Raw genomic sequence first — 20167 nt, 5'->3', positions numbered from 1 at the left:
GACCATGAAAAAGATGATTTTAGCTTTAGCGATTCTTCTCATCTCCCTGCCGGTTTATGCCGATGGTTGGGAGTCCCAGATCAACATCACGGCCGGGTCTGCTTCATCCCGGCTGGTCTTCGGTCAGCAGCCTGATGCCACCGACGGCATCGACGGTCAGTACGATATTCCGGCTATGCTCAATGGTTCTCTGCAGGTTGTTTTCGATAGTGGCAAGCAGCTCTGGCGCGATATCAGGATTAGTGATTCTGTTTCGTCCTGGACAATCGATATTCTGGCAGCAGAAGAAAGGGTTAACCTTTCCTGGGACACCACAGCCTTGCCAGCAATGGTTCTGGTTGATCTAAAGACCGGGGATGTAACCAATATGCAGGAAGTGGACAATCTCGAAATCTCCGGGCCACGACGCCTTGAAATGAAGATGGAGGAATGAGTATGTTATTAAATCGTTTTTTGGCCTTGTGTGCGGCTTCCTTATTCGTTTTGAGCCTCTTCGCCTGTGGAGGTGGAGGTGGAGGTGGTGGAGGCGGTGGTGAGGATGGGGATGGGGATGGGGCAGGCGACACGACCGCTCCGGCTGTTGACAGAATTTTTCCGCCTGATACCAGTACATCTATTTTTACCAATGTGTTAGTCGGTGTTTCTTTTGACGAAGCAGGCACCATGAATGAAACCTCGATTCAGAATGGTTTCGGTGTGTTTGCGGGGACGCTTGGCGACACAATGACCCAGGTGCCAGGCACGATAACCTACGATGCAGCAACTAAAACAGCAACGTTCACCTCCGACAACCTCTATACTGCAGAGTCCTATTACTGGGCAGGGGTCTACAATAGTGTTGCCGATATTACAGGGAATACACTCGGGACCGATTTTGGCTGGAGTTTTTCAATTGGAGCCGGTGCTACAAACGACACGACAGCACCAGCGGTTGTCCCTCCGATAACGCCAGGAGATGGTGATACGAACGTCCCTACAACCACTAATATTCAGGTTGTATTTAACAAAGAGATGTACGGTGTTGACTTGAATGCGGTAACGGCTCGCTTGGTCGATATTACAGATATTGCCAGTCCGACGGATGTTGTTCTTCTGTATGCCTATGACAATGCGACAATGACTCTGACCATGACGCCTGATCAAGCACTGGCAACAAGTCACGATTATCAAATCAGCATCAGTGATACTGTCCGTAGTGCCAGCGGCATAGCTATGGGTGCCCCGTTTGGTGCGGTCTTTACTACTACATCTTCAGCACCGCCACCACCACCATTATAGCTGAAAAATACTTTGATCGAACTCTATCTTCGATGTCAATAGCTAGAGCCAGTCCCATTCAAAGCAAACACCCTATCCATCCCGGCTAGCGGGACAAAATAATCCACTAAAGGAGGCATTTTTGCCTCCTTTAGTGGAAACAGATGCCTTATGGGACCCATAGGTGTCGGATCCATAGGGGTCGCGTCTCCAAAAATCAAATTTGAAGTTTATTCCTGACCGTCTCTAATATATAGGGGGGCAGCCCCCGATAATGGACAATTGCTCCTGCAGTAAACACAAAGGAGTCAGCCCCCAACATCAGACAAAAAAGGCACCTCGACCCAATCGCCGAAATGCCATAAATTCATTTACCCGTTCAAACAATAAACCCCATCTTGCCCTCTCTAACCGCTTCATAAAATGGGCATTAATAAGTGCCCATCAACCTACCAGAACCCACCACAAACGACAAATTTTTTTCCAACATTTTCACCGTCCCGCGTCCAGCTCCTGCCCCACCGTTCTAACATAACATCGAAAGCGGCAAAATCGCATGGAAGACTGCGAGACACCATCAAGATACATTAAAAGATTTCGTCAAGCAACACCGGCTAAGAACGCCGATCGCCTTCCAGCAACGGCTGCAAAAACTTCTCAAAGGTCACCCGCTGATTGGCCGTCAACAGGTCGAGATTCCCCTCGTTGTCGAGCAGAAACGTGGCGACGCCGAGGACGGTGCGGGGCAGGTAGCCGGTGCCGGCGACGATCTTTTCGATTTTATCGGCGCGCCGGGTAATCAGGTAATGCAAGGCATCCAGATCGATTTCCATGGTTGTTCTCCGAAAGAGGTGCGGATCGTTAAGCGTATGAGGATTGGAGTATAGGGGAATGTGCGGCGGCGTTCAACAACAGAGCGGCGAAGCGCAAGATTAATGACCGATTTTTTCGGGATATCTGCTAGACTGGGCAAATTTCCCCGGTCGAGGACAACGCAATGCCCAACACGCTGCACCCGTTACTCATCGAATGGCCCGCCTGCGGGCAAAAACTGGTCAAGCTCCAGGTGAGTAATTCCGCGCTGGCCGGACTGCATCGCGGCCACCCCTGGCTCTACGCGGAACGCATCAAAACCGAGAGTCACGCGGGGCGCCCCGGCGATCTGGCGGTGGTTTTCGACAGCAAACGACGCTTTGTTGCCGTGGGTCTCTACGACCCCTGCTCGCCGATCCGCATGCGCGCCCTGCGTATCGGTAAACCCGGCCCGATCAATCGGGCCTTCTTTGCCGAACGGATCGCCCGGGCACTTGAACGGCGGCTGCCGCTGCGGCACACCGACACCGACGGCTACCGGATGATTCACGGTGAAAGTGACGGGCTGCCGGGGCTGGTAATTGATCGCTACGCCGCAACCGCCGTGGTCAAGCTCTATACCCACGCCTGGCTGCCGCACCTCGGGGACTGTCTGGATTGTCTGCTGGAACAGCAGCCGCTGGAGCGGATCGTCCTGCGCCTGAGCCGGGGGCTGCAACAGCACCCGGAAGAACTGCGCGGACTGGCGGACGGGCAGATCATCTACGGCGCGCCGCTCACCGCCCCCCTCACCTGCCGTGAAAACGGGCTGCTCTTCGAGGTCGATCCGATCCACGGTCAGAAGACCGGCTTTTTTCTCGATCAGCGCGACAATCGCGCCCAGGTGGAGCAGCTTGCCAAAGGGAAGCGGGTGCTGAACGCCTTCTCCTACAGCGGCGGCTTCTCCCTCGCCGCTGCCCGCGGTGGTGCGCGGGAAGTCACCAGTCTCGATCAGAGCGGCCCGGCGCTGGAATCGGCGCGGCGCAATTTTGCTCTCAACGCCGCCGTCCCGACCATTGCGGCAGCGCACCATCTGACAATTGAGGATGACGCCTTCCAGGCGATGGCGAAACTGGTCAGACAGGGGCGGCAGTACGATCTGGTGATCATCGATCCCCCCGCCTTCGCGGTGCGCCGCTCCCAGGTCAAGGAGGCGCTCAGCGCTTACGGACACCTCGCCCACCTCGGCGTCAGCCTGCTCACCCCCGGCGGCGATATCGTCCTCGCCTCCTGCTCCAGTCCGGTCACCCCCGAGGCTTTCCGCCAAACCATGTGTGACGCCGCCGCCCGTGCCGGGCGTCCGCTGACCCGGATCATTGAAACCGGACACGCTCTCGATCACCCGCTCGATTTCGTCGAAAGTCGCTACCTCAAGTGTCTCTTTGCCAAAGTCTGATAAGGCCAAAAGATGTCAGTGGGGGGGTAGATTCAACTTCAAAGTCCACCACCTAAGCTAATGAAAAATTTGGGGTTATTCGTTTTGAATGTTCTGCTGATCCGCCGACTCGATTTTGACCTTTTGAATGACGGTTCGAGTTACCTTGACGCACGTCAGCAGGGAGTCATCCCACCGCACCTGCTCCCCTTTTTGCGCGATTCCTGCGGTGGTTACCGTCCCAACGCCGCCACGACTTCCTCGTAACACGCATAAGGTATCCGCAGATTCCCCATCCCGCAAAAGCCGATCTTTTTGCCCGCGTCGCCGTGATAATCGGACCCGCCGGTCACCAGCAGCTTGCGCCTCCGTGCTTCGGTAATGTACCAGTCGATCCGCTGACGGATGACACCGCCGAAATGGCATTCGACGCCGTCGAGTCCGAGGGCAACGCAATTGTCGAGCAGGTGCCGGAAGTATTCATCATCAATTCGAATGAAAGCCGGATGCGCCAGCACCGCCACTCCCCCCGCCTGATGAATCAGGGCCATCGCTTCATCGATCTGAAAGAACCGTTTTTCGACATTACAGGGCACCAGATAACGTTGAAATGCCTCCTCCAACGATCGGGCATAACCACGCTCAATCAGCTCCCGGCCAATATGCGGTCGACCGAGTGCCCCTCCGGCACGGGAGACAACGTCGTCAAAATTGAGCGGTTCGTGACCGTGGTCGCGCAGACGGTTATTGATATTGTCAACAATTTGCGCGTTGCGGTGCTGACGAAATTGCTGAAATTCATTCAGCCTGGCAACCAGTTGCGGATGTTGCGGGTCGAAGCCGTAGCCGAGCAGATGGATGTCAACAATGCCGTCGTGGACAACCGACAGCTCGACCCCGGACAAGACGTCGATCCCGGCGGCGCGCCCGGCAGTCAGCGCGGTCTGGCAGGCAGCGATATTATCATGATCGCAAATCGCCAACGCCGATACACCGGCGTCCGCCGCCATGCGCACAACGGTTTCCGGGGGATGAATGCCGTCGGAGCAGTTGCTGTGAAGATGTAGATCGATATATTTTGAACCGGCCATAGTTATCGTTACCTCAGTCTCAGCATAATTTAAATGTACCCCGAAATCAGAATCGGGCCAAGACAAAGTATCGTATCACAGCAGATTTACAATCTCTTCCAGCACTTGACCAGCCGGGATTTTACGCGTAAATTGTCTGCGCATCTTTACTTATGAATCGAATAGCCAACCATGTCGCTACTGCACATTAACAATCTGCATACCTATTTTTTCACCAACGGCGGCCTGACCAAGGCGGTGCGCGGACTTGACTTCACCATCGACCGGGGCGAAACGCTGGCCCTGGTCGGAGAATCGGGGTGCGGCAAATCGATCACCGCCCTCTCGTTGCTGCGCCTGGTTCCCGAACCGGGACGGATCGTCAACGGGTCCATCAGCTTCGACGGAGAGAACCTGCTGCGCATTCCGCTGACCGAAATGCAACGCATTCGTGGCAACCGCATCGCGATGATCTTTCAGGAACCGATGACCTCACTGAATCCGGTCCTGACCATCGGCGACCAGATTGGTGAGGTGCTGCGTCTCCATATCGGCCTGAGCCGTCGCGATGCGCTTGACGCGGCGGCGGAGCTGCTCCAGCGGGTCGGGATTCCGGCCGGACGTCAGCGCTTGCGCGAATATCCGCATCAGCTCTCCGGAGGGATGCGCCAGCGGGTGATGATCGCCATGGCCCTGGCCTGTGACCCGGAATTACTGATCGCCGACGAGCCGACCACGGCGCTTGATGTCACGATTCAGGCGCAAATCATGGAGCTGCTCGATGATCTGCGCAGGGAACGCAACATGGCGACGCTGCTGATCACGCATGATCTCGGTCTGGTTGCCGAAAGTGCTGACCGGGTGGCGATTATGTACGACGGACTGATTATGGAAACAGCTCCGGTTGAAGCATTGTTTGCCACCCCCACGCATCCTTACACGCGTCGACTGCTGGCGTGTTTACCCCGACTGAATGAAACTCCGGATAAACTGGGAACGATCGACAAACCGCACCGTGCAGCTGCCGACGGTAGCGCAACGCACAGCTTTCTCGATCTATGCCCCGCGCCTTTTGCTCCGCGCAACAATCACGTGCCGTTGCTGCGCGAAATTGCCCCGCGCCATCTGGTTCGTTGCTGGGAAGACTGATGGAACCGCTACTCGAAGTCACCAACCTCAGCAAAAGCTTCAGTGTCTCCGCGACCGCCTTCGGCGGGCCAAAACGTCGCCTCCAGGCTGTTGCGGGGGTCTCTTTTGCGCTTTACCGCGGAGAAACGCTGGGGCTGGTCGGCGAATCGGGGTGCGGCAAATCGACGATCGGTAAATTGATTCTGCGCCTGCTTGAACCAGATAGCGGTGAAATCCGTTTCGCCGGTCAAGTGCTGCAAACCCTTTCGCAACGCCAGATGCGCCCGCTGCGGCGCGAACTGCAGATGATTTTTCAGGATCCATTTTCATCGCTGAATCCGCGCATGCGGATTGGCCAGATCCTCAGTGAACCGCTGCAAATCCACCGGCTGGGAAATGGTCATCTGCGCACTCAAGTGGTTGACTGCCTGCGTACCGTCGGCCTGGATGAGGAACATTATGACCGGTTTCCGCATGAATTTTCCGGTGGACAACGGCAACGAATCGGCATCGCCCGCGCGCTGATTACCCGCCCGCAGCTGATTATTGCCGACGAACCGGTTTCGGCGCTGGATATTTCGATTCAGGCGCAAATAATCAACCTGCTCTGCGACCTGCAACGCCGCTTAAAGCTGACCTATCTGTTTATCGGTCACGATCTGGCGGTCGTTCGTCATGTCAGTGATCGTATCGCGGTGATGTATTTTGGAAAAATTGTTGAATTGGCGGCCACCGAAGCACTCTACACGCATCCCCTGCACCCTTATAGCGAAGCACTCCTGAACGCCGCCCCGATCCCTGATCCGAGGCAACGCGGCAAGCGCCGGATTCTCGGCGGTGAGATTCCGTCACCCGTCGACCCGCCGAGTGGATGTGCCCTTTCTCCGCGCTGTCCCTATGCACGCCCCCTCTGCGTACAAGTTGCGCCGGAACTCGAAGAAGTCATGCCGGGACGCTGGACCGCATGTCACTACAGCACCGAGGTCGGGCGTTTCCGCCGTCAGGATCCGACTGCACCTGCGGACTGAAATACCGTCATTGTGCCATTAAGAGCACACATTTCTCATATCACGATTAAATTTTTCCATAAATAACGAATTATCATCGAAAAACAACATGTTAGATTATTGACTATACGTGTCACACATGGCACAATCGGGCTCTTTGAGACAAGGAGCGCCGATGGAACCGATCACCACAATTCGCGAACGCTGTCGTGAATGCTATTCCTGTATCCGTAACTGTCCGGTCAAGGCAATCAAGATAGTGGATAATTGCGCCGAAATCATCAACGAGCGCTGTATCGGGTGCGGTAAATGTATCAGATTGTGTTCTCAATCGGCCAAGCAGATTACTGACAGCATTGAAAAGGCACGGCGGCTATTGCATGATTCTGTCGATGTTGTCGCGGTCCTCGGCTGCTCATTCCCCGCTTTTTTCCACGACATCAAACCGGGGCAACTGGTCACCGGAATCCGCCGCCTCGGCTTCGCCGAGGTGCATGAAGGGGCGTTCGGTGTCGACCTGGTCAACGGTCCCTACACCGATATCATCAATCAGTCCGGAGGCGCGCCGATCCTCTCCAGTCACTGTCCGACCATCGTCGATCTGGTCGAACGGCACGCGCCGCAGCTGCTCCGCAATCTCGCCAAAATCGTTTCACCGATGATTGCGATTGGTCGTTTTATCAAAGCGCAGCGCAGCGCCAGAACCAAGGTTATTTACATCAGCGCCTGCATCGCCGGCAAATTTGAAATCAATGCTGAACCGGTCGCCGGGGCGGTCGATATTGTGCTCACCTATCAGGAACTGCGGCAGATGTTGAACAATGAGGGGATCGACCTGACCCGTCTGCCGTCCACACCTTTCAATGGTCTCCCGGCAAAAACTGGACGCACCTTTGCCATTTCCGGTGGCCCTTTTCAGGCGTTTGGCGTGCGTAACGACCATTTTACACCCGACTTTATTTCCATCGAAGGCGAAGACGGGGCCATCGAGATCATCAAGGATCTTGCCGCGGGACGTGTCAAACCGCGTTACGTCGATATCCGTTTTTGCAGCGGTGGCTGTATCAGCGGCCCCGGACGTAACAATCGTCTGACCACTTTTTCCAAGCGCAGTCATATCCTCGATTTTGTCGCCCATTGCAAAACCCCCTTTTCCACCGACCGCTGTTATCAGCAGCCACCCCCCGGGCTCGATCTGTCACGACGCTTCAGCAACAAATGCAAACGCCTGGAGACCCCCGGAGGAGAGGTCATTCGCCGCATCCTCGAAAAAACCCGCAAATTTGAACAGAGCGACGAACTTGACTGCGGAGCCTGTGGTTACGCAACATGTCGCGAGTATGCCGTCGCCGTCTATCAGGGGCTGGCCGAGCACGCCATGTGCCTCCCCTACCTGATCAAGAACCTCAGTGAAGACAGTATCAAGCTTGCCCAGAAATATGAACTGGCACAACGGGCACTGGAGGACAAGTTCGGTGACGAAGATATTGTTGGCAATGATCAACGCACCATCGAGACGCAGAATTTAATCAGTCAGGTCGGACCGACGCCAACCACAGTGCTGATTCGCGGCGAAAGCGGCACCGGCAAGGAGCTGACTGCCCGGGCCATTCATCGCCAGAGCCTGCGCGCCGACAAGCCGCTGGTCACGGTGAATTGTACAACGCTGTCTGACAATCTCCTCGAAAGCGAACTGTTTGGCTACAAGAAGGGCGCTTTCACCGGAGCTGGCAGCGATAAAAAGGGGCTCTTCGAGGCGGCGAACGGGGGAACAATTTTCCTCGACGAAATCGGCGACATCTCCCCCAAGGTGCAGGCCGAATTGCTGCGCGTTATCGACAGCGGCGAGATTCGCCCGGTCGGCGACAATCGAACCCTGGAAGTCGATGTTCGCCTGATCGCGGCCACCAATAAAAATCTGGAAAACGGCGTCCGCGAGGGGTGGTTTCGCGAGGATCTGTTCTATCGACTCAATGTTTTCACCATCACCATGCCACCGCTGCGCAACCGTATCGAATCACTCGAACAACTTGTACACCACTTTCTCAAGCGTGCCAGCAAGCGACTCAACAAGGAGATTGCCGGGATCGACGAGCGGGCCATTCAGGCCATGTTTCGCTACCCGTGGCCGGGGAATATCCGAGAACTGCAGAACATCATTGAGCGGGCAGCAGTTCTGACCCAAGACAACATCATCCGGTTTGAAAATCTGCCGGTCGCGCTGGCCGAACTTATTCGCACAGCGGAACGAAGCGACGAATACAGCGATTTACGTGATCAGGTAAAAAATCGCGCCGGACAGGCAGAAACCGAGCTTTTGAAACGCTGCCTGCTGGAATCGGGCGGCAACGTTACCAACGCCGCACAACGCGCCTCCATTCCGCGCCGCAGCTTCTATCGCATGCTCCAGCGCAGCGGCATCAACAGCGCTGATTTTCGAACCAAAAACGCATGACCACGACTGTGCCATGCTTGGCACAATAAATACGCTGACCGAAATCAATGTGCCAAAATTTGACCACATGTGCCGCCATTTCCCGACTTGTGTCTATTTCACAACACTCAACTGTGCCATCCATGTCACGCCTTTGCCAGATTTCAGGCATTGCCGCTCCCGGAACGACGCCATTCTCACCCTTTTCGTCATATTTATAGACTTTGATTTGTTTTGGCACATTTAATGCTTTATGAGTGATGAATGCACGGGCAATCCACTCAGACAGCTGAATTCATGCCCCCTTTACGCCGTACCGGGCTCTCTCTCCCCCGTACGGCGTTTTTTTTGCCAAGCCGACCCTATCTATTGTATAATTCGCGCTGGCAGTTTTTGGTTGCTCGACCTTTTAAGTCAGGGGGCTATTGAGGTCGGCAGACCTGTTGGAGGTTTTTATGCCCAGACGCTTGACCCCGCTCGGCATCACCACTCTGGAAGATATCAGTGCGCTGATTTTACAATCACACGATCTGGACGAGACCTTGAGCAATATCGTCGCCCTGGTGGCCAAACGCATGCGCACCGAGGTCTGCTCCATCTATCTGCTCGATGATGAAGAAACCCTGCGTCTGCGCGCCACCAAGGGTCTCTCAAAACGCGCCGTCGGCCGCGTCACCATGAAAATCAATGAAGGCCTTACCGGTCTTGCGATTGAAGAACGCCGCATCATCTCCATTGAAGATCCGGAAAAGCATCCCCGCTACCGTTATTTCAAGGAAACCCGTGAAGAACGTTTTCACTCCTTTGTCGGCGTCCCGCTCTTTGATCGCAACCAGCCGATCGGCGTTATGGCTATCCAGACCAAACTGCGCCGCGAATTCAGCCCGGAAGAAATCAGTACCCTGGCAACGATTGCCTTTCAGGTTTCCTCGGTGGTCACCAACGCGCGACTGCTCGACGCAATCAACCGGCAAGCCACGGAAAACCGGCGGGCCATGACTCATCCGGACAGCCTCTTACCGTTATCCGGCCCCGGCAAAGAGGACCACCCCGCTGCGGTCAACGTTTTCCGCGGAACGGTCGCTTATCCCGGACTGGCTTCCGGAGCCGCACATTTTCTCGATAACGACATCGGCTTCGCCGACGTGCTGATGGAAACCGGCGTTGATCCCGAGAGTGAACTTAAGCGCCTGGAAACTGCCCTTGAAAAGACCAGGATTCAAACCATCTACCTGGAAAAACGTGTCGCGGAAAAACTCTCCGAAGATGATGCCGCGATCTTTCACACGCACCTGATGATTATGGAAGATCGCACCTTTCTCGAACGCATCAAGCAGGAAATCAACAATCACCACAGCGCGCTCTACGCTTTAAAAAAGATCGTCGGAGAATATATTGGCATCTTTGAACGCATGGATGACCCCTACCTGCGCGAGCGCGCCGCCGACATGGAGGATATCGGTCGTCGACTGCTCGGCAACCTGCTTGGTCAGGAGAAGTTGTCCCTCACCCTGCTCACCCCCGGGGTGCTGATAGCCAAGACCATATTGCCGTCCGACATGGCCGCTCTCGACCATGAAAAAGTCCTCGGTATCGTTACCGAAAACGGAGAGAAAAACTCGCACGCCGTCATCATGGCCAAGTCGCTCGGCATCCCCGCGCTGGTCGGTGTCAAGGGTGTGTGCGATCAGATATTTCCAGGGATACCGGTTATCCTTGACGCCAATTCCGGCTGTCTCTACATCGCCCCCAACGACGACATCGTCGAGGAATATCAACGGATCCAGGTCGAAAGTGATCGTGAGCAAACCCGACTCGATGAATTCCTCGATCAGGCGGGGGTCACGGCGGACGGAACCGTCATCACCCTGCGCGCCAATATCGGTCTGATCAGCGACATTGGCGTCGCCCTGCGCAACGGTGCCGATGGCGTCGGACTTTACCGGACCGAGTTCCCCTACATGACCAGTGGTGATTTTCCTGATCGTGACAATCAGTACCTGCTTTACCGCAAGGTGATCGAAGGCTTTAATGGCGCACCGGTCACCATCCGCACCCTTGATATCGGTGGTGACAAGGCGCTTCCCTACTTCAAGCCGCCGCGTGAAGACAACCCTTTTATGGGCTGGCGATCGGTGCGGGTGTCACTTGACAACCGAGACATTTTCAGGACTCAGGTCGAAGCGATTCTGATGGCGGCCATGCACGGACCGATCAAATTGCTTTTTCCGATGATTTCCGGCATCGAAGAGATTCGCAGCTGCCGGGAGGTTGTTGCCGAGGCGTGTCAGGCGCTGACTGCCGAGGGGATTCTCGCGACGGACTCGGTTCCGATCGGGATTATGATCGAAGTCCCGGCGGCAATTCAGCTGGCCGAGGAATTTGCCCACGAGGTTGATTTTTTCGCCTTGGGCACCAACGACCTGGTGCAATATATGTTGGCCGCCGACCGTAACAATCCTCTTGTTAACGGCTACTATGACCCGCTTCATCCCGGCGTTCTGCGCGCCCTGCATCACGTCATCCGCGTTGCCCGGAAGCAAAACAAGGGGCTCTGCCTGTGCGGCGAAATGGCCTCTGACCCGCTCAGCCTGACCGTCCTGGTCGGCATGGGGATTCGTGAATTTTCGATGGCCGCACCGTTTGTCCCACGCACCAAGGCGTTTCTGCATCAACTCGACATCAAGACGGCAGAGGAGGCGACGGCGGCGGTTCTGAAGATGGCTGAACGTCGTGCCATTCGCGATCATTTGACACGTGTGACGAAAAAAATCACCGATACCCTGCCGCACATCTGTTTTGCGGCACCGCAGATGAATTCAGCCAATGAGCCTAAATAATTTCCCTCCATTACTGATCGGCGAACGGTTTCGCATTGTCTCCCCTGACCAGCATCCCCCCCCTTCCGCGCGGATTGATCTGATCATGTCGCGCGGAGCATTCGGTTCCGGGGAACATGAAACCACCGCCAGCTGCCTTAATCTGCTCTCCACTTTGCCTGCTCTGCGTAACTCCCGCGTCCTCGATCTCGGCAGCGGGACCGGCGTCCTGGCGCTGGCCGCTCTCAAGCTCGGCGCGGCGCACGCTGTCTGTGTTGATATTGACGCCGATGCGGTCGCCACCGCCCGGCTTAACGGACACCGCAACAACCTGTCCGATCGGCTCACCCATATTCACGGCACGTTGAATCATGTTGATAGCTGCGACTTCGACCTGATTTTGGCCAATATTTATGGTGATATCCTTGTCGCTGTAGCTCGCTCCCTTGTCGACCGGGCCCAGCCGGGGGCGACGCTGCTGTTGTCGGGCATCTTGTGGGAAGACAACTTTCCGGTACGGCAGTGCTACGAGAGGCTGGGATGCACAGTCATGGCCAACCGCATGCTGAATGAGTTCAGCTCGGTAATTCTCCACGCACCGGTATAAAGTTCTACCTAATTTATTCAATCACCGGGAGATTTTCGGCATGCGCAAGGAAACCATCTACGTCATCGGCCATTGTAATCCGGACACCGACTCAATTTGCAGTGCCATGGCCTATGCCCGGCTACGTCAGCGTCAAGGATGCGCAGAGGTGCATGCGGCCAGGGCGGGTATCCTCAACCGGCAAACCGAATTTGTACTTAACGAACTGGGACTGACCGCACCGCGGCTGCTCAATGACGTTTACCCCCGGATCGAGGATGTCATTACCGACCGCGTCGTTACGATAACTGCCGACACCCCCCTGTCACAAGCGCTGGAAATGTTTCATCAACACGATATCCGCCAACTGCCAGTGATCGATGACGACGGTCGTCCGTTGGGACTGTTGATCCTCAAACGTGTCACCGAACATATCCTGGTTTCGGGAATCGAAGCGGAAATTCGTCGGGTCAATGCATCGCCGGACTCAATTCGCGCCTGCCTCAGGGCGCAGCTATTAACCGGCCACCAAACGGAAAAAATAGAGAAACTTGAGCTTTATGTCGGTGCCATGGCCGCCGCAACCTTTCATCAGAAAATGCAAACGCTTGACCCCCGCAACATGATTGTCATTACGGGCGACCGGCAGAACATTCAGCAGCAGTGCATCGACATCGGGGTGCGGATTCTTGTCGTCACCGGTGGGTTGCCGGTCGCTGCCGCATTAATCGAGCAGGGACAAAAAAATCGGGTAACGATCCTCTCGACCCCCCTTGATTCCGCGACCAGCGCCTGGCTGACCCGTCTGTCGACTCCGGTGGGACAGGTGATCGAGAGCCAACCGACGACTGTCACCCTGACTGACCGGGTCGACGATCTGCGGCTTAAACTCATGCACGGACGTGATCCGGGGGCCATTGTCCTCAATCGGGATGGGCGGGTGGTCGGCATGGCAACTAAAAGTAACCTCCTTGGCCCCTCCCCGGTCAAACTGATCCTGGTCGACCACAACGAACTGTCGCAGGCGGTCCCCGGCGCCGACAAGGTGGAAGTTCTGGAGGTCATCGATCATCATCGCCTCGGCAATTTTCACACCGACCTGCCGATCCGTTTCATCAACCAGCCGCTCGGCAGTACCTGTACCATTGTCGCCGGACTTTACCGACAGGCCAACATCGTTCCGGAGCCGGTCTACGCCGGGCTGTTGCTCGCCGGATTGCTGTCAGACACCGTTATCCTCAAGTCACCCACGACCACGGACAGCGACCGGGAATTGTCCCAATGGCTGGGCGAGCTATCGGGTCTGGAAGTAGCTGAATTCGGGCGTCGGCTCTTTCAATCGGGGAGCACCCTCGCCGCCTATCCCACCAGACAGGCCCTGATTTTGTCCGATTTCAAAGAATTTACCACCGGCTCCACAACCTTCGGTATCGGCCAGATCGAGGTGGTAAGTTTTCAGGAATTTCACGAATTACGCGATGAGATTGAAGTTGCCCTGAACGAAATCAAGGAAATCAAACAGCTTGACATGATCGGGTTGCTGGTTACCGATATTGTAAAAGGGACAAGCCTGCTCCTCGCCCTGGGGACCAAGGAACTGCCACTGATCATCGGCTACCCGCTGCTCGACCGCAACCTTTACGAACTCAAAGGCGTTTTATCGCGCAAAAAACAACTGGTTCCGCAGCTTTTGAAAATGATTAAAAGCTGAGCCGTAACCGTCATCCCGCAATTTCGCAAGCACCCTGTCACCCCATAACTTTTGCGCTGAGGCCCCAAAAAGCGGTGTTAGAAAAAAACAGTTGACAAATCGTTTATCTGCAATTACTCTACAAAAACCATAGGGATAATAGTTTATGATTTCAAAAAAAACCAAATACGGTCTTTTGGCCTTACTGGCTCTGGCGCGCAAATATGGCGCGGGTCCCGTGCAGATTGGCGATCTGGCCGAACAGGAAGGTATTCCCAAGAAATTCCTGGAGCTGATCCTGTTGCATCTGAAAAACGCCGGTATCCTTGGTAGTCGCAAGGGGAAAGGTGGCGGCTATTTTCTGGCCAAAGATCCTGCGCAGATCACCATGGGGAGCGCGGTTCGGGTTCTGGACGGAACCTTGGCACCGGTCCCCTGTGTCAGCGCAACAGCCTATCAGAAGTGTACCGAGTGCGATGACGAAGAGAGTTGTGGCATCCGCCTGGTGATGAAGGACGTGCGTGACGCGGTCGCCAATATCCTTGATAACACAAGCGTGAAAGAAGTTCTCGTGCGCTCCAGCGATGCGGCAAAAAAAGCAAAAAAAGTGATCGATTACAGCATCTAATTTTTTTAACTATTAGTCTATAAAATCGATAGACTAGTGGCTTAAGTTGAAGACAATAACCAGACCTATCCTAGCCAAAGGAGAAAACCATGAGCCAGACATTTTCTGACAATTCCCTCAGCATCGGCGGCACCCCGCTGGTCAAACTGAACCGCATCGCCCTTGGTGGCGCTGAAGTTTTCGCCAAGATCGAGGGGCGCAACCCGGCCTACTCGGTCAAGTGCCGCATCGGCGCGGCGATGATCTGGGACGCCGAGAAAAAAGGGCTGCTCAGTCCGGGCAAAGAGATCGTCGAGCCGACCAGTGGCAACACGGGAATCGCTCTGGCCTTTGTCGCCGCCGCGCGCGGTATTCCCATCACCCTGACCATGCCTGAAACCATGAGCCTTGAACGCCGCAAGGTACTCAAGGCGTTCGGCGCCAACCTGGTGCTGACCCCTGGCGCAAAAGGGATGGGTGGTGCGATTGCGGCCGCCGAAGAACTGGCCGCCGCTGAACCGGACCGCTACGTATTGCTGCATCAATTCAAGAATCCGGCGAACCCGGCCATTCATCGCAGCACCACCGGTCCGGAAATCTGGGAGGCAACGGGCGGCGATGTCGATGTGCTGATCTCCGGGGTCGGCACCGGCGGAACAATCACCGGTATCAGTCAGTATTTTGAACAAGACAAGGGGAAGTCGCTGCACTCGGTAGCGGTCGAACCGACCGATTCGCCGGTCATCAGTCAGCACCTTGCCGGGAAAGCCATCCAGCCCGGTCCGCACAAGATCCAGGGGATCGGCGCGGGATTCATTCCGGAGACCCTCGACCTGTCTTTTGTCGACCAGGTCGAGCAGGTCAGCAACGACGAGGCGATCGACTTTGCCCGTCGCCTGGCCAAAGAAGAGGGCATCCTGGCCGGGATTTCTTGTGGCGCAGCGGTGGCCGTCGCCGCGCGCCTGGCGGCTCAGCCTGAATATGCCGGCAAAAAAATCGTGGTGATTCTGCCCGATTCCGGCGAGCGCTACCTTTCGAGCGTACTGTACGAGGGGATCGTTTGAGATCTTTTCTTTCGCCAAACGGCTTTCATCGAAGCTCACCGGAGGACCCGGAGGCCCGAAAACATAACCGAAACGCGAAGCTCACCGGACAACTGGAAGCAACGAAAAACCTTTGAGGACAATGAAAAATGCGAACGGTCAATTTTAAATCAATAATGACTCTGGTGTTTGCAGCCCTGCTTTTGATTACAGGAGCGGCTTCAGCCAAGGAGTACACCCTGCTCAACGTCTCCTACGACCCGACCCGTGAACTCTACAAAGAGTACAATGAGGTATTTGCCAAACATTGGCTGTCTAAAACCGGTGATGCCGTCAAAGTGAACCAGTCTCACGGTGGCGCCGGCAAGCAGGCCCGCGCGGTTATCGACGGTCTGGAAGCAGACGTGGTCACCCTGGCGCTGGCGTATGATATCGACGCCATCGCCGAGCGGACCGGACATTTCGGCAAGGAGTGGCAAAAACGCCTGCCGCATAACAGCGCCCCTTACACCTCAACCATCGTCTTTCTGGTGCGCAAGGGGAACCCCAAGGGGATTCACGACTGGGACGACATCATCAAGCCGGGTGTTGCGGTCATTACCCCCAACCCGAAAACCTCGGGTGGCGCGCGCTGGAACTATCTCGCCGCCTGGGGCTACGCGCTGAAAAAGAATGCTGGTGATGAAAAAGCCGCCCGCGGCTTCGTCACCGCTCTCTACAAAAACGTGCCGATTCTCGATTCCGGTGCCCGCGGTTCGACCACCACCTTCGTCAAGCGCGGGATCGGCGATGTCTTCCTCTCCTGGGAGAACGAGGCGTTTCTGGCGATCAACGAACTTGGCCCCGACCAGTTCGAAATCATTGTCCCTTCGGTCTCCATTCTGGCCGAACCGCCGGTGACGGTGGTCGACAAGGTAGCGAAAAAACATGGCACCTTCGAGGTGGCCAAGGCCTACCTCGAATACCTCTACAGTCCGGTCGGGCAGAAGCTGGCGGCCAAGCATTACTATCGGCCGGTCGCTCCCGAGCATGCTGATCCGGCCGACATCGCCCGGTTTCCGAAGGTCAACCTGTTCACGGTCGACGAACTGTTCGGCGGCTGGCAAAAAGCTCAAAAGACCCATTTTGCCGACGGCGGCACCTTTGACCAGATCTACGTCCCGTCACGGTAATTGTCATTGGCCGGGGCACACCCTTCGTGCCCCGGCAAACCTGACCTGAGCGGGCGACCGCAGGGAGTATCACGTATGAACTTCGTTCTCAAACAGCGCAGCGTCCTCCCCGGTTTCGGCCTGGCGATGGGCTTCACAATTCTCTATTTGAGCCTGATCGTCCTGATTCCGCTCTCCGGCCTGCTGTTCAAGACCGCCACCCTCTCCTGGGTCGACTTCTGGGGCACCGTCTCTTCGGCGCGGGTACTCGCCTCCTTCCGCCTGACCTTCGGCGCGGCCTTGATTGCCGCTTTGATCAACGGCGTCTTTGGTCTGCTGGTCGCCTGGGTGCTGGTGCGCTACAAAATTCCCGGCAAGCGGATCATCGACGCGCTGGTCGATCTCCCCTTTGCCCTGCCGACGGCGGTAGCCGGAATCACCCTGGCCGGACTCTACTCCAGCAACGGCTGGATCGGCCGTTACCTCGAACCGCTGGGGCTCAAGATCGCCTACACCCCGTTGGGAATCATGGTGGCGATGACCTTTATCGGCATCCCGTTTGTGGTGCGTACGGTGCAGCCGGTGCTGGAGGATCTGGAGAAAGAGCTGGAAGAGGCCGCCGCCTGCCTCGGCGCCAACCGCTGGCAGACCTTTGTCCGGGTGATCTTTCCGGCTATCACCCCGGCGCTGTTGACCGGCTTTGCCCTGGCCTATGCGCGCGCCATCGGTGAATATGGCTCGGTGATCTTTATTGCCGGCAACATGCCGATGGTCTCGGAGATCACCCCGCTTTTGATCATCACCAAGCTGGAGCAGTACGATTACGCGGGCGCCACAGCCATCGCCTCGGTGATGCTGCTCTTTTCGTTTCTGATTCTGCTGAGTATTAATCTGATCCAGTGGTGGAGCCGGCGCCATGCCGAAGGCTGAGGGAGAAGACCATGACAACGCAATCGATAACTCCGAACACGCTTGGCGACGCCGCCCTGACCGAGCCGAAACTGGTCCGCTGGCTGCTCAGCGGTCTGGCGCTGATCTTTCTCGCCCTGTTTCTGTTCGTGCCGCTGGTGGCGGTTTTTGTTCAGGCGCTGGAGAAGGGGCTCGGCGCCTACTGGGCGGCGATTATCGAACCGGACGCCCTGGCGGCGATCCGTCTGACCCTGATCGCGGCGGGGATCAGTGTGCCGCTCAACCTGGTCTTCGGCATCGCCGCCGCCTGGGCGATCACCAAGTTCAAGTTTCGCGGCAAGGCGTTTCTGATCACCCTGATCGATCTGCCGTTTTCGGTCTCGCCGGTCATCTCTGGCCTGATCTACGTGCTGCTGTTCGGTCTGCAGGGGTGGCTCGGACCCTGGCTCAAGGCCCACGATATTCAGCTGATCTTCGCCGTCCCCGGCATCGTGCTGGCGACGATCTTTGTCACCTTCCCCTTTGTCGCCCGTGAATTGATTCCGCTGATGCAGGCGCAGGGGACCGAAGAGGAGGAGGCGGCGCTGGTCCTCGGCGCCAGCGGCTGGCAGATCTTCTTCCGGGTCACTCTGCCGAATGTCATCTGGGGGGTCCTCTACGGCGTGATTCTCTGCAACGCCCGGGCGATGGGGGAATTCGGCGCCGTTTCGGTCGTCTCCGGGCATATCCGTGGGCTGACCAACACCCTGCCGCTGCATGTCGAGATCCTCTACAACGAATATAACTTTGTCGCTGCCTTCGCGGTCGCGACGCTGCTCGCGCTGCTGGCGCTTTTGACGCTGGTGGCCAAGGCGCTGCTGGAAAGAAAAGTTCGCCAGAAAGTAAAAGCCACCAGCAAACCGATTGGAGTGGAATAATCCCATGGGAATTCAGATCCAGAACATCTCGAAAAATTTCGGCCATTACACCGCCCTCGACCAGATCGATCTCAACGTCCCTTCCGGCGAGCTGGTCGCCCTGCTCGGTCCCTCCGGCTCGGGCAAAACCACCCTGCTGCGGATCATCGCCGGGCTGGAAACCCCCGATGCCGGCAGCATTCATTTCGACGGCGAGGAGACCACGCAATGCAAAGTGCGCGAGCGCCAGGTCGGCTTCGTCTTTCAGCACTACGCCCTCTTTCGGCACATGACGGTCTTTGACAACATCGCCTTCGGGCTGACGGTCAAGTCGCGCGCCGAGCGTCCGGGCAAAGCACAGATCAGCGCCCGCGTGCATGAGCTGTTGGGTCTGATTCAGCTTGACAACCTGGCTGATCGTTATCCCGCCCAGCTCTCCGGTGGCCAACGCCAGCGCGTCGCCCTGGCCCGGGCGCTGGCGACCGAGCCAAAGGTGCTGCTCCTCGACGAGCCGTTCGGGGCGCTCGATGCCAAGGTCCGCCAGGAGCTGCGCCGCTGGCTGCGCAAGCTGCATGACGAAATCCACGTCACCAGCGTCTTTGTCACTCACGATCAGGAAGAGGCGCTGGAAGTGGCCGACCGGGTGGTGGTGATGAATCAGGCGAAGGTCGAACAGGTCGGCACCCCGGAAGAGGTCTATGACCACCCGGCCAATCCATTTGTCTATGGATTTCTCGGTAACGTTAATCTGTTTCATTGTCGGGTGAATGAAAGCGGCGGACAGCATGGCGAAAGCACCTTCCCGGTCGACAGCGATGGGGTGAATATCGGCTATGTGCGCCCCGGTGATATCCGCATTCTCCGCCGCGCCGAATCGGCAGCGGATATCGCTGCCGAGGTGGTCTTTATCCAGGGAGCCGGGGCTTTGCCACGGGTTGAGCTGCGCCGCGTCGATAACGGTGAAACGGTGCATGCCGAGCTACCCCGCGAGCAATACCGGCAGCTGGAGCTGAAAATCGGTGAACAGGTGTACATCCAGCCAACCAACATCCGGGTCTTCGTACCCGATTACCAGATCTGACCGGTCTTTCCGGCCCAGACGCAAGGAGGACGCCATGGAGCGTAACGAAAACCCGACCTCTCCGGATTTCTGGCACAAGGACATTGAGACGGTAACAGTTTAGTCCCCTTTGCGTTTGCCGAGGCAAAGCATCTAAGAGGGACATTCTATAGTCCGCCTGTCAAGCTGAATCTATAATCTCTTAAAATTAAATGGTTAGCTTTTAACGTGAATCCCGGACGCACGTATCCCGTGTTTGTAAAATGGCGAGTTTCTCACTTTT

General features: G+C 56.4%; 18 protein-coding genes. 15 read left to right on the top strand and 3 right to left on the bottom strand.

The features are described 5' to 3' along the window. Positions 1 to 4 precede the first annotated feature (4 nt). Together K0A93_11920 and K0A93_11915 are read left to right on the top strand one after the other, a co-directional pair. Positions 5 to 433: a hypothetical protein gene (locus K0A93_11920; protein ID MBW6512798.1), complete on the top strand. Its 429-nt coding sequence runs from the start codon at positions 5 to 7 to the stop codon at positions 431 to 433. 2 nt (positions 434 to 435) lie between these two features. Beyond that, positions 436 to 1278 carry an Ig-like domain-containing protein gene (locus tag K0A93_11915; protein MBW6512797.1) on the top strand — a complete coding sequence of 281 codons (843 nt, stop codon included), beginning with the start codon at positions 436 to 438 and terminating at the stop codon, positions 1276 to 1278. A 593-nt stretch (positions 1279 to 1871) separates the two neighbouring features. Here the strand turns inward: K0A93_11915 and K0A93_11910 are convergent. Then, positions 1872 to 2090, bottom strand: coding sequence for a hypothetical protein (locus tag K0A93_11910; GenBank protein MBW6512796.1), 219 nt, complete (start codon positions 2088 to 2090; stop codon positions 1872 to 1874). Between the two features lie 164 nt (positions 2091 to 2254). Here K0A93_11910 and K0A93_11905 point away from each other — a divergent pair, with 164 nt between their 5' ends. Next, positions 2255 to 3505: a class I SAM-dependent rRNA methyltransferase gene (locus K0A93_11905; protein ID MBW6512795.1), complete on the top strand. Its 1251-nt coding sequence runs from the start codon at positions 2255 to 2257 to the stop codon at positions 3503 to 3505. A 212-nt stretch (positions 3506 to 3717) separates the two neighbouring features. On the opposite strand, the gene K0A93_11900 is transcribed toward K0A93_11905, so the two are convergent. After that, a complete protein-coding gene (locus K0A93_11900) occupies positions 3718 to 4575 on the bottom strand; it encodes a PHP domain-containing protein (GenBank protein ID MBW6512794.1) in 858 nt (285 codons plus the stop codon). A 171-nt stretch (positions 4576 to 4746) separates the two neighbouring features. Between K0A93_11900 and K0A93_11895 the strand changes: the two genes are divergently transcribed. The 3 genes from K0A93_11895 to K0A93_11885 all read left to right on the top strand — a co-directional run bounded on the left by K0A93_11895 (position 4747) and on the right by K0A93_11885 (position 9144). After that, complete coding sequence (locus tag K0A93_11895) at positions 4747 to 5703, top strand: ABC transporter ATP-binding protein (protein MBW6512793.1); 957 nt, start codon at positions 4747 to 4749, stop codon at positions 5701 to 5703. Next, positions 5703 to 6710, top strand: coding sequence for an ATP-binding cassette domain-containing protein (locus K0A93_11890; protein MBW6512792.1), 1008 nt, complete (start codon positions 5703 to 5705; stop codon positions 6708 to 6710). Before K0A93_11895 ends, K0A93_11890 begins: the two co-directional genes overlap by 1 nt. A gap of 154 nt (positions 6711 to 6864) precedes the next feature. Beyond that, positions 6865 to 9144 carry a sigma 54-interacting transcriptional regulator gene (locus K0A93_11885; GenBank protein ID MBW6512791.1) on the top strand — a complete coding sequence of 760 codons (2280 nt, stop codon included), beginning with the start codon at positions 6865 to 6867 and terminating at the stop codon, positions 9142 to 9144. Here K0A93_11885 and K0A93_11880 read toward each other — a convergent pair. Beyond that, positions 9110 to 9364 (bottom strand): hypothetical protein, encoded by a 255-nt coding sequence (locus K0A93_11880; GenBank protein ID MBW6512790.1) that lies wholly within the window; start codon positions 9362 to 9364, stop codon positions 9110 to 9112. The genes K0A93_11885 and K0A93_11880 overlap by 35 nt on opposite strands. Positions 9365 to 9578: 214 nt before the next feature. Here K0A93_11880 and ptsP point away from each other — a divergent pair, with 214 nt between their 5' ends. The 9 genes from ptsP (at position 9579) to K0A93_11835 (ending at position 19905) form a co-directional block, all read left to right on the top strand. Further along, positions 9579 to 11963 (top strand): phosphoenolpyruvate--protein phosphotransferase, encoded by a 2385-nt coding sequence (gene ptsP / locus K0A93_11875; protein ID MBW6512789.1) that lies wholly within the window; start codon positions 9579 to 9581, stop codon positions 11961 to 11963. Then, positions 11950 to 12549 carry a 50S ribosomal protein L11 methyltransferase gene (locus K0A93_11870; GenBank protein ID MBW6512788.1) on the top strand — a complete coding sequence of 200 codons (600 nt, stop codon included), beginning with the start codon at positions 11950 to 11952 and terminating at the stop codon, positions 12547 to 12549. The genes ptsP and K0A93_11870 overlap by 14 nt, the downstream gene beginning before the upstream one ends. A 40-nt stretch (positions 12550 to 12589) precedes the next feature. Beyond that, a complete protein-coding gene (locus K0A93_11865; GenBank protein MBW6512787.1) occupies positions 12590 to 14239 on the top strand; it encodes a putative manganese-dependent inorganic diphosphatase in 1650 nt (549 codons plus the stop codon). Between the two features lie 145 nt (positions 14240 to 14384). Further along, positions 14385 to 14846 carry an Rrf2 family transcriptional regulator gene (locus K0A93_11860; protein MBW6512786.1) on the top strand — a complete coding sequence of 154 codons (462 nt, stop codon included), beginning with the start codon at positions 14385 to 14387 and terminating at the stop codon, positions 14844 to 14846. An 89-nt stretch (positions 14847 to 14935) separates the two neighbouring features. Further along, positions 14936 to 15889 (top strand): cysteine synthase A, encoded by a 954-nt coding sequence (gene cysK, locus K0A93_11855; GenBank protein MBW6512785.1) that lies wholly within the window; start codon positions 14936 to 14938, stop codon positions 15887 to 15889. Between the two features lie 155 nt (positions 15890 to 16044). Continuing rightward, positions 16045 to 17040 (top strand): sulfate ABC transporter substrate-binding protein, encoded by a 996-nt coding sequence (locus K0A93_11850; GenBank protein ID MBW6512784.1) that lies wholly within the window; start codon positions 16045 to 16047, stop codon positions 17038 to 17040. 75 nt (positions 17041 to 17115) lie between these two features. Next, complete coding sequence (gene cysT / locus K0A93_11845; protein ID MBW6512783.1) at positions 17116 to 17949, top strand: sulfate ABC transporter permease subunit CysT; 834 nt, start codon at positions 17116 to 17118, stop codon at positions 17947 to 17949. 11 nt (positions 17950 to 17960) lie between these two features. After that, positions 17961 to 18845 (top strand): sulfate ABC transporter permease subunit CysW, encoded by an 885-nt coding sequence (gene cysW / locus K0A93_11840; protein MBW6512782.1) that lies wholly within the window; start codon positions 17961 to 17963, stop codon positions 18843 to 18845. A 4-nt stretch (positions 18846 to 18849) separates the two neighbouring features. Further along, positions 18850 to 19905: a sulfate ABC transporter ATP-binding protein gene (locus tag K0A93_11835; protein MBW6512781.1), complete on the top strand. Its 1056-nt coding sequence runs from the start codon at positions 18850 to 18852 to the stop codon at positions 19903 to 19905. Positions 19906 to 20167 lie beyond the last annotated feature (262 nt).

This window comes from Desulfuromonadaceae bacterium (assembly GCA_019429445.1).
GTDB lineage: Bacteria > Desulfobacterota > Desulfuromonadia > Desulfuromonadales > JAHYIW01 > JAHYIW01.
The sequence above is the reverse complement of the archived record's forward strand: the minus strand, read 5'-3'. Positions and strand labels throughout refer to the sequence as shown.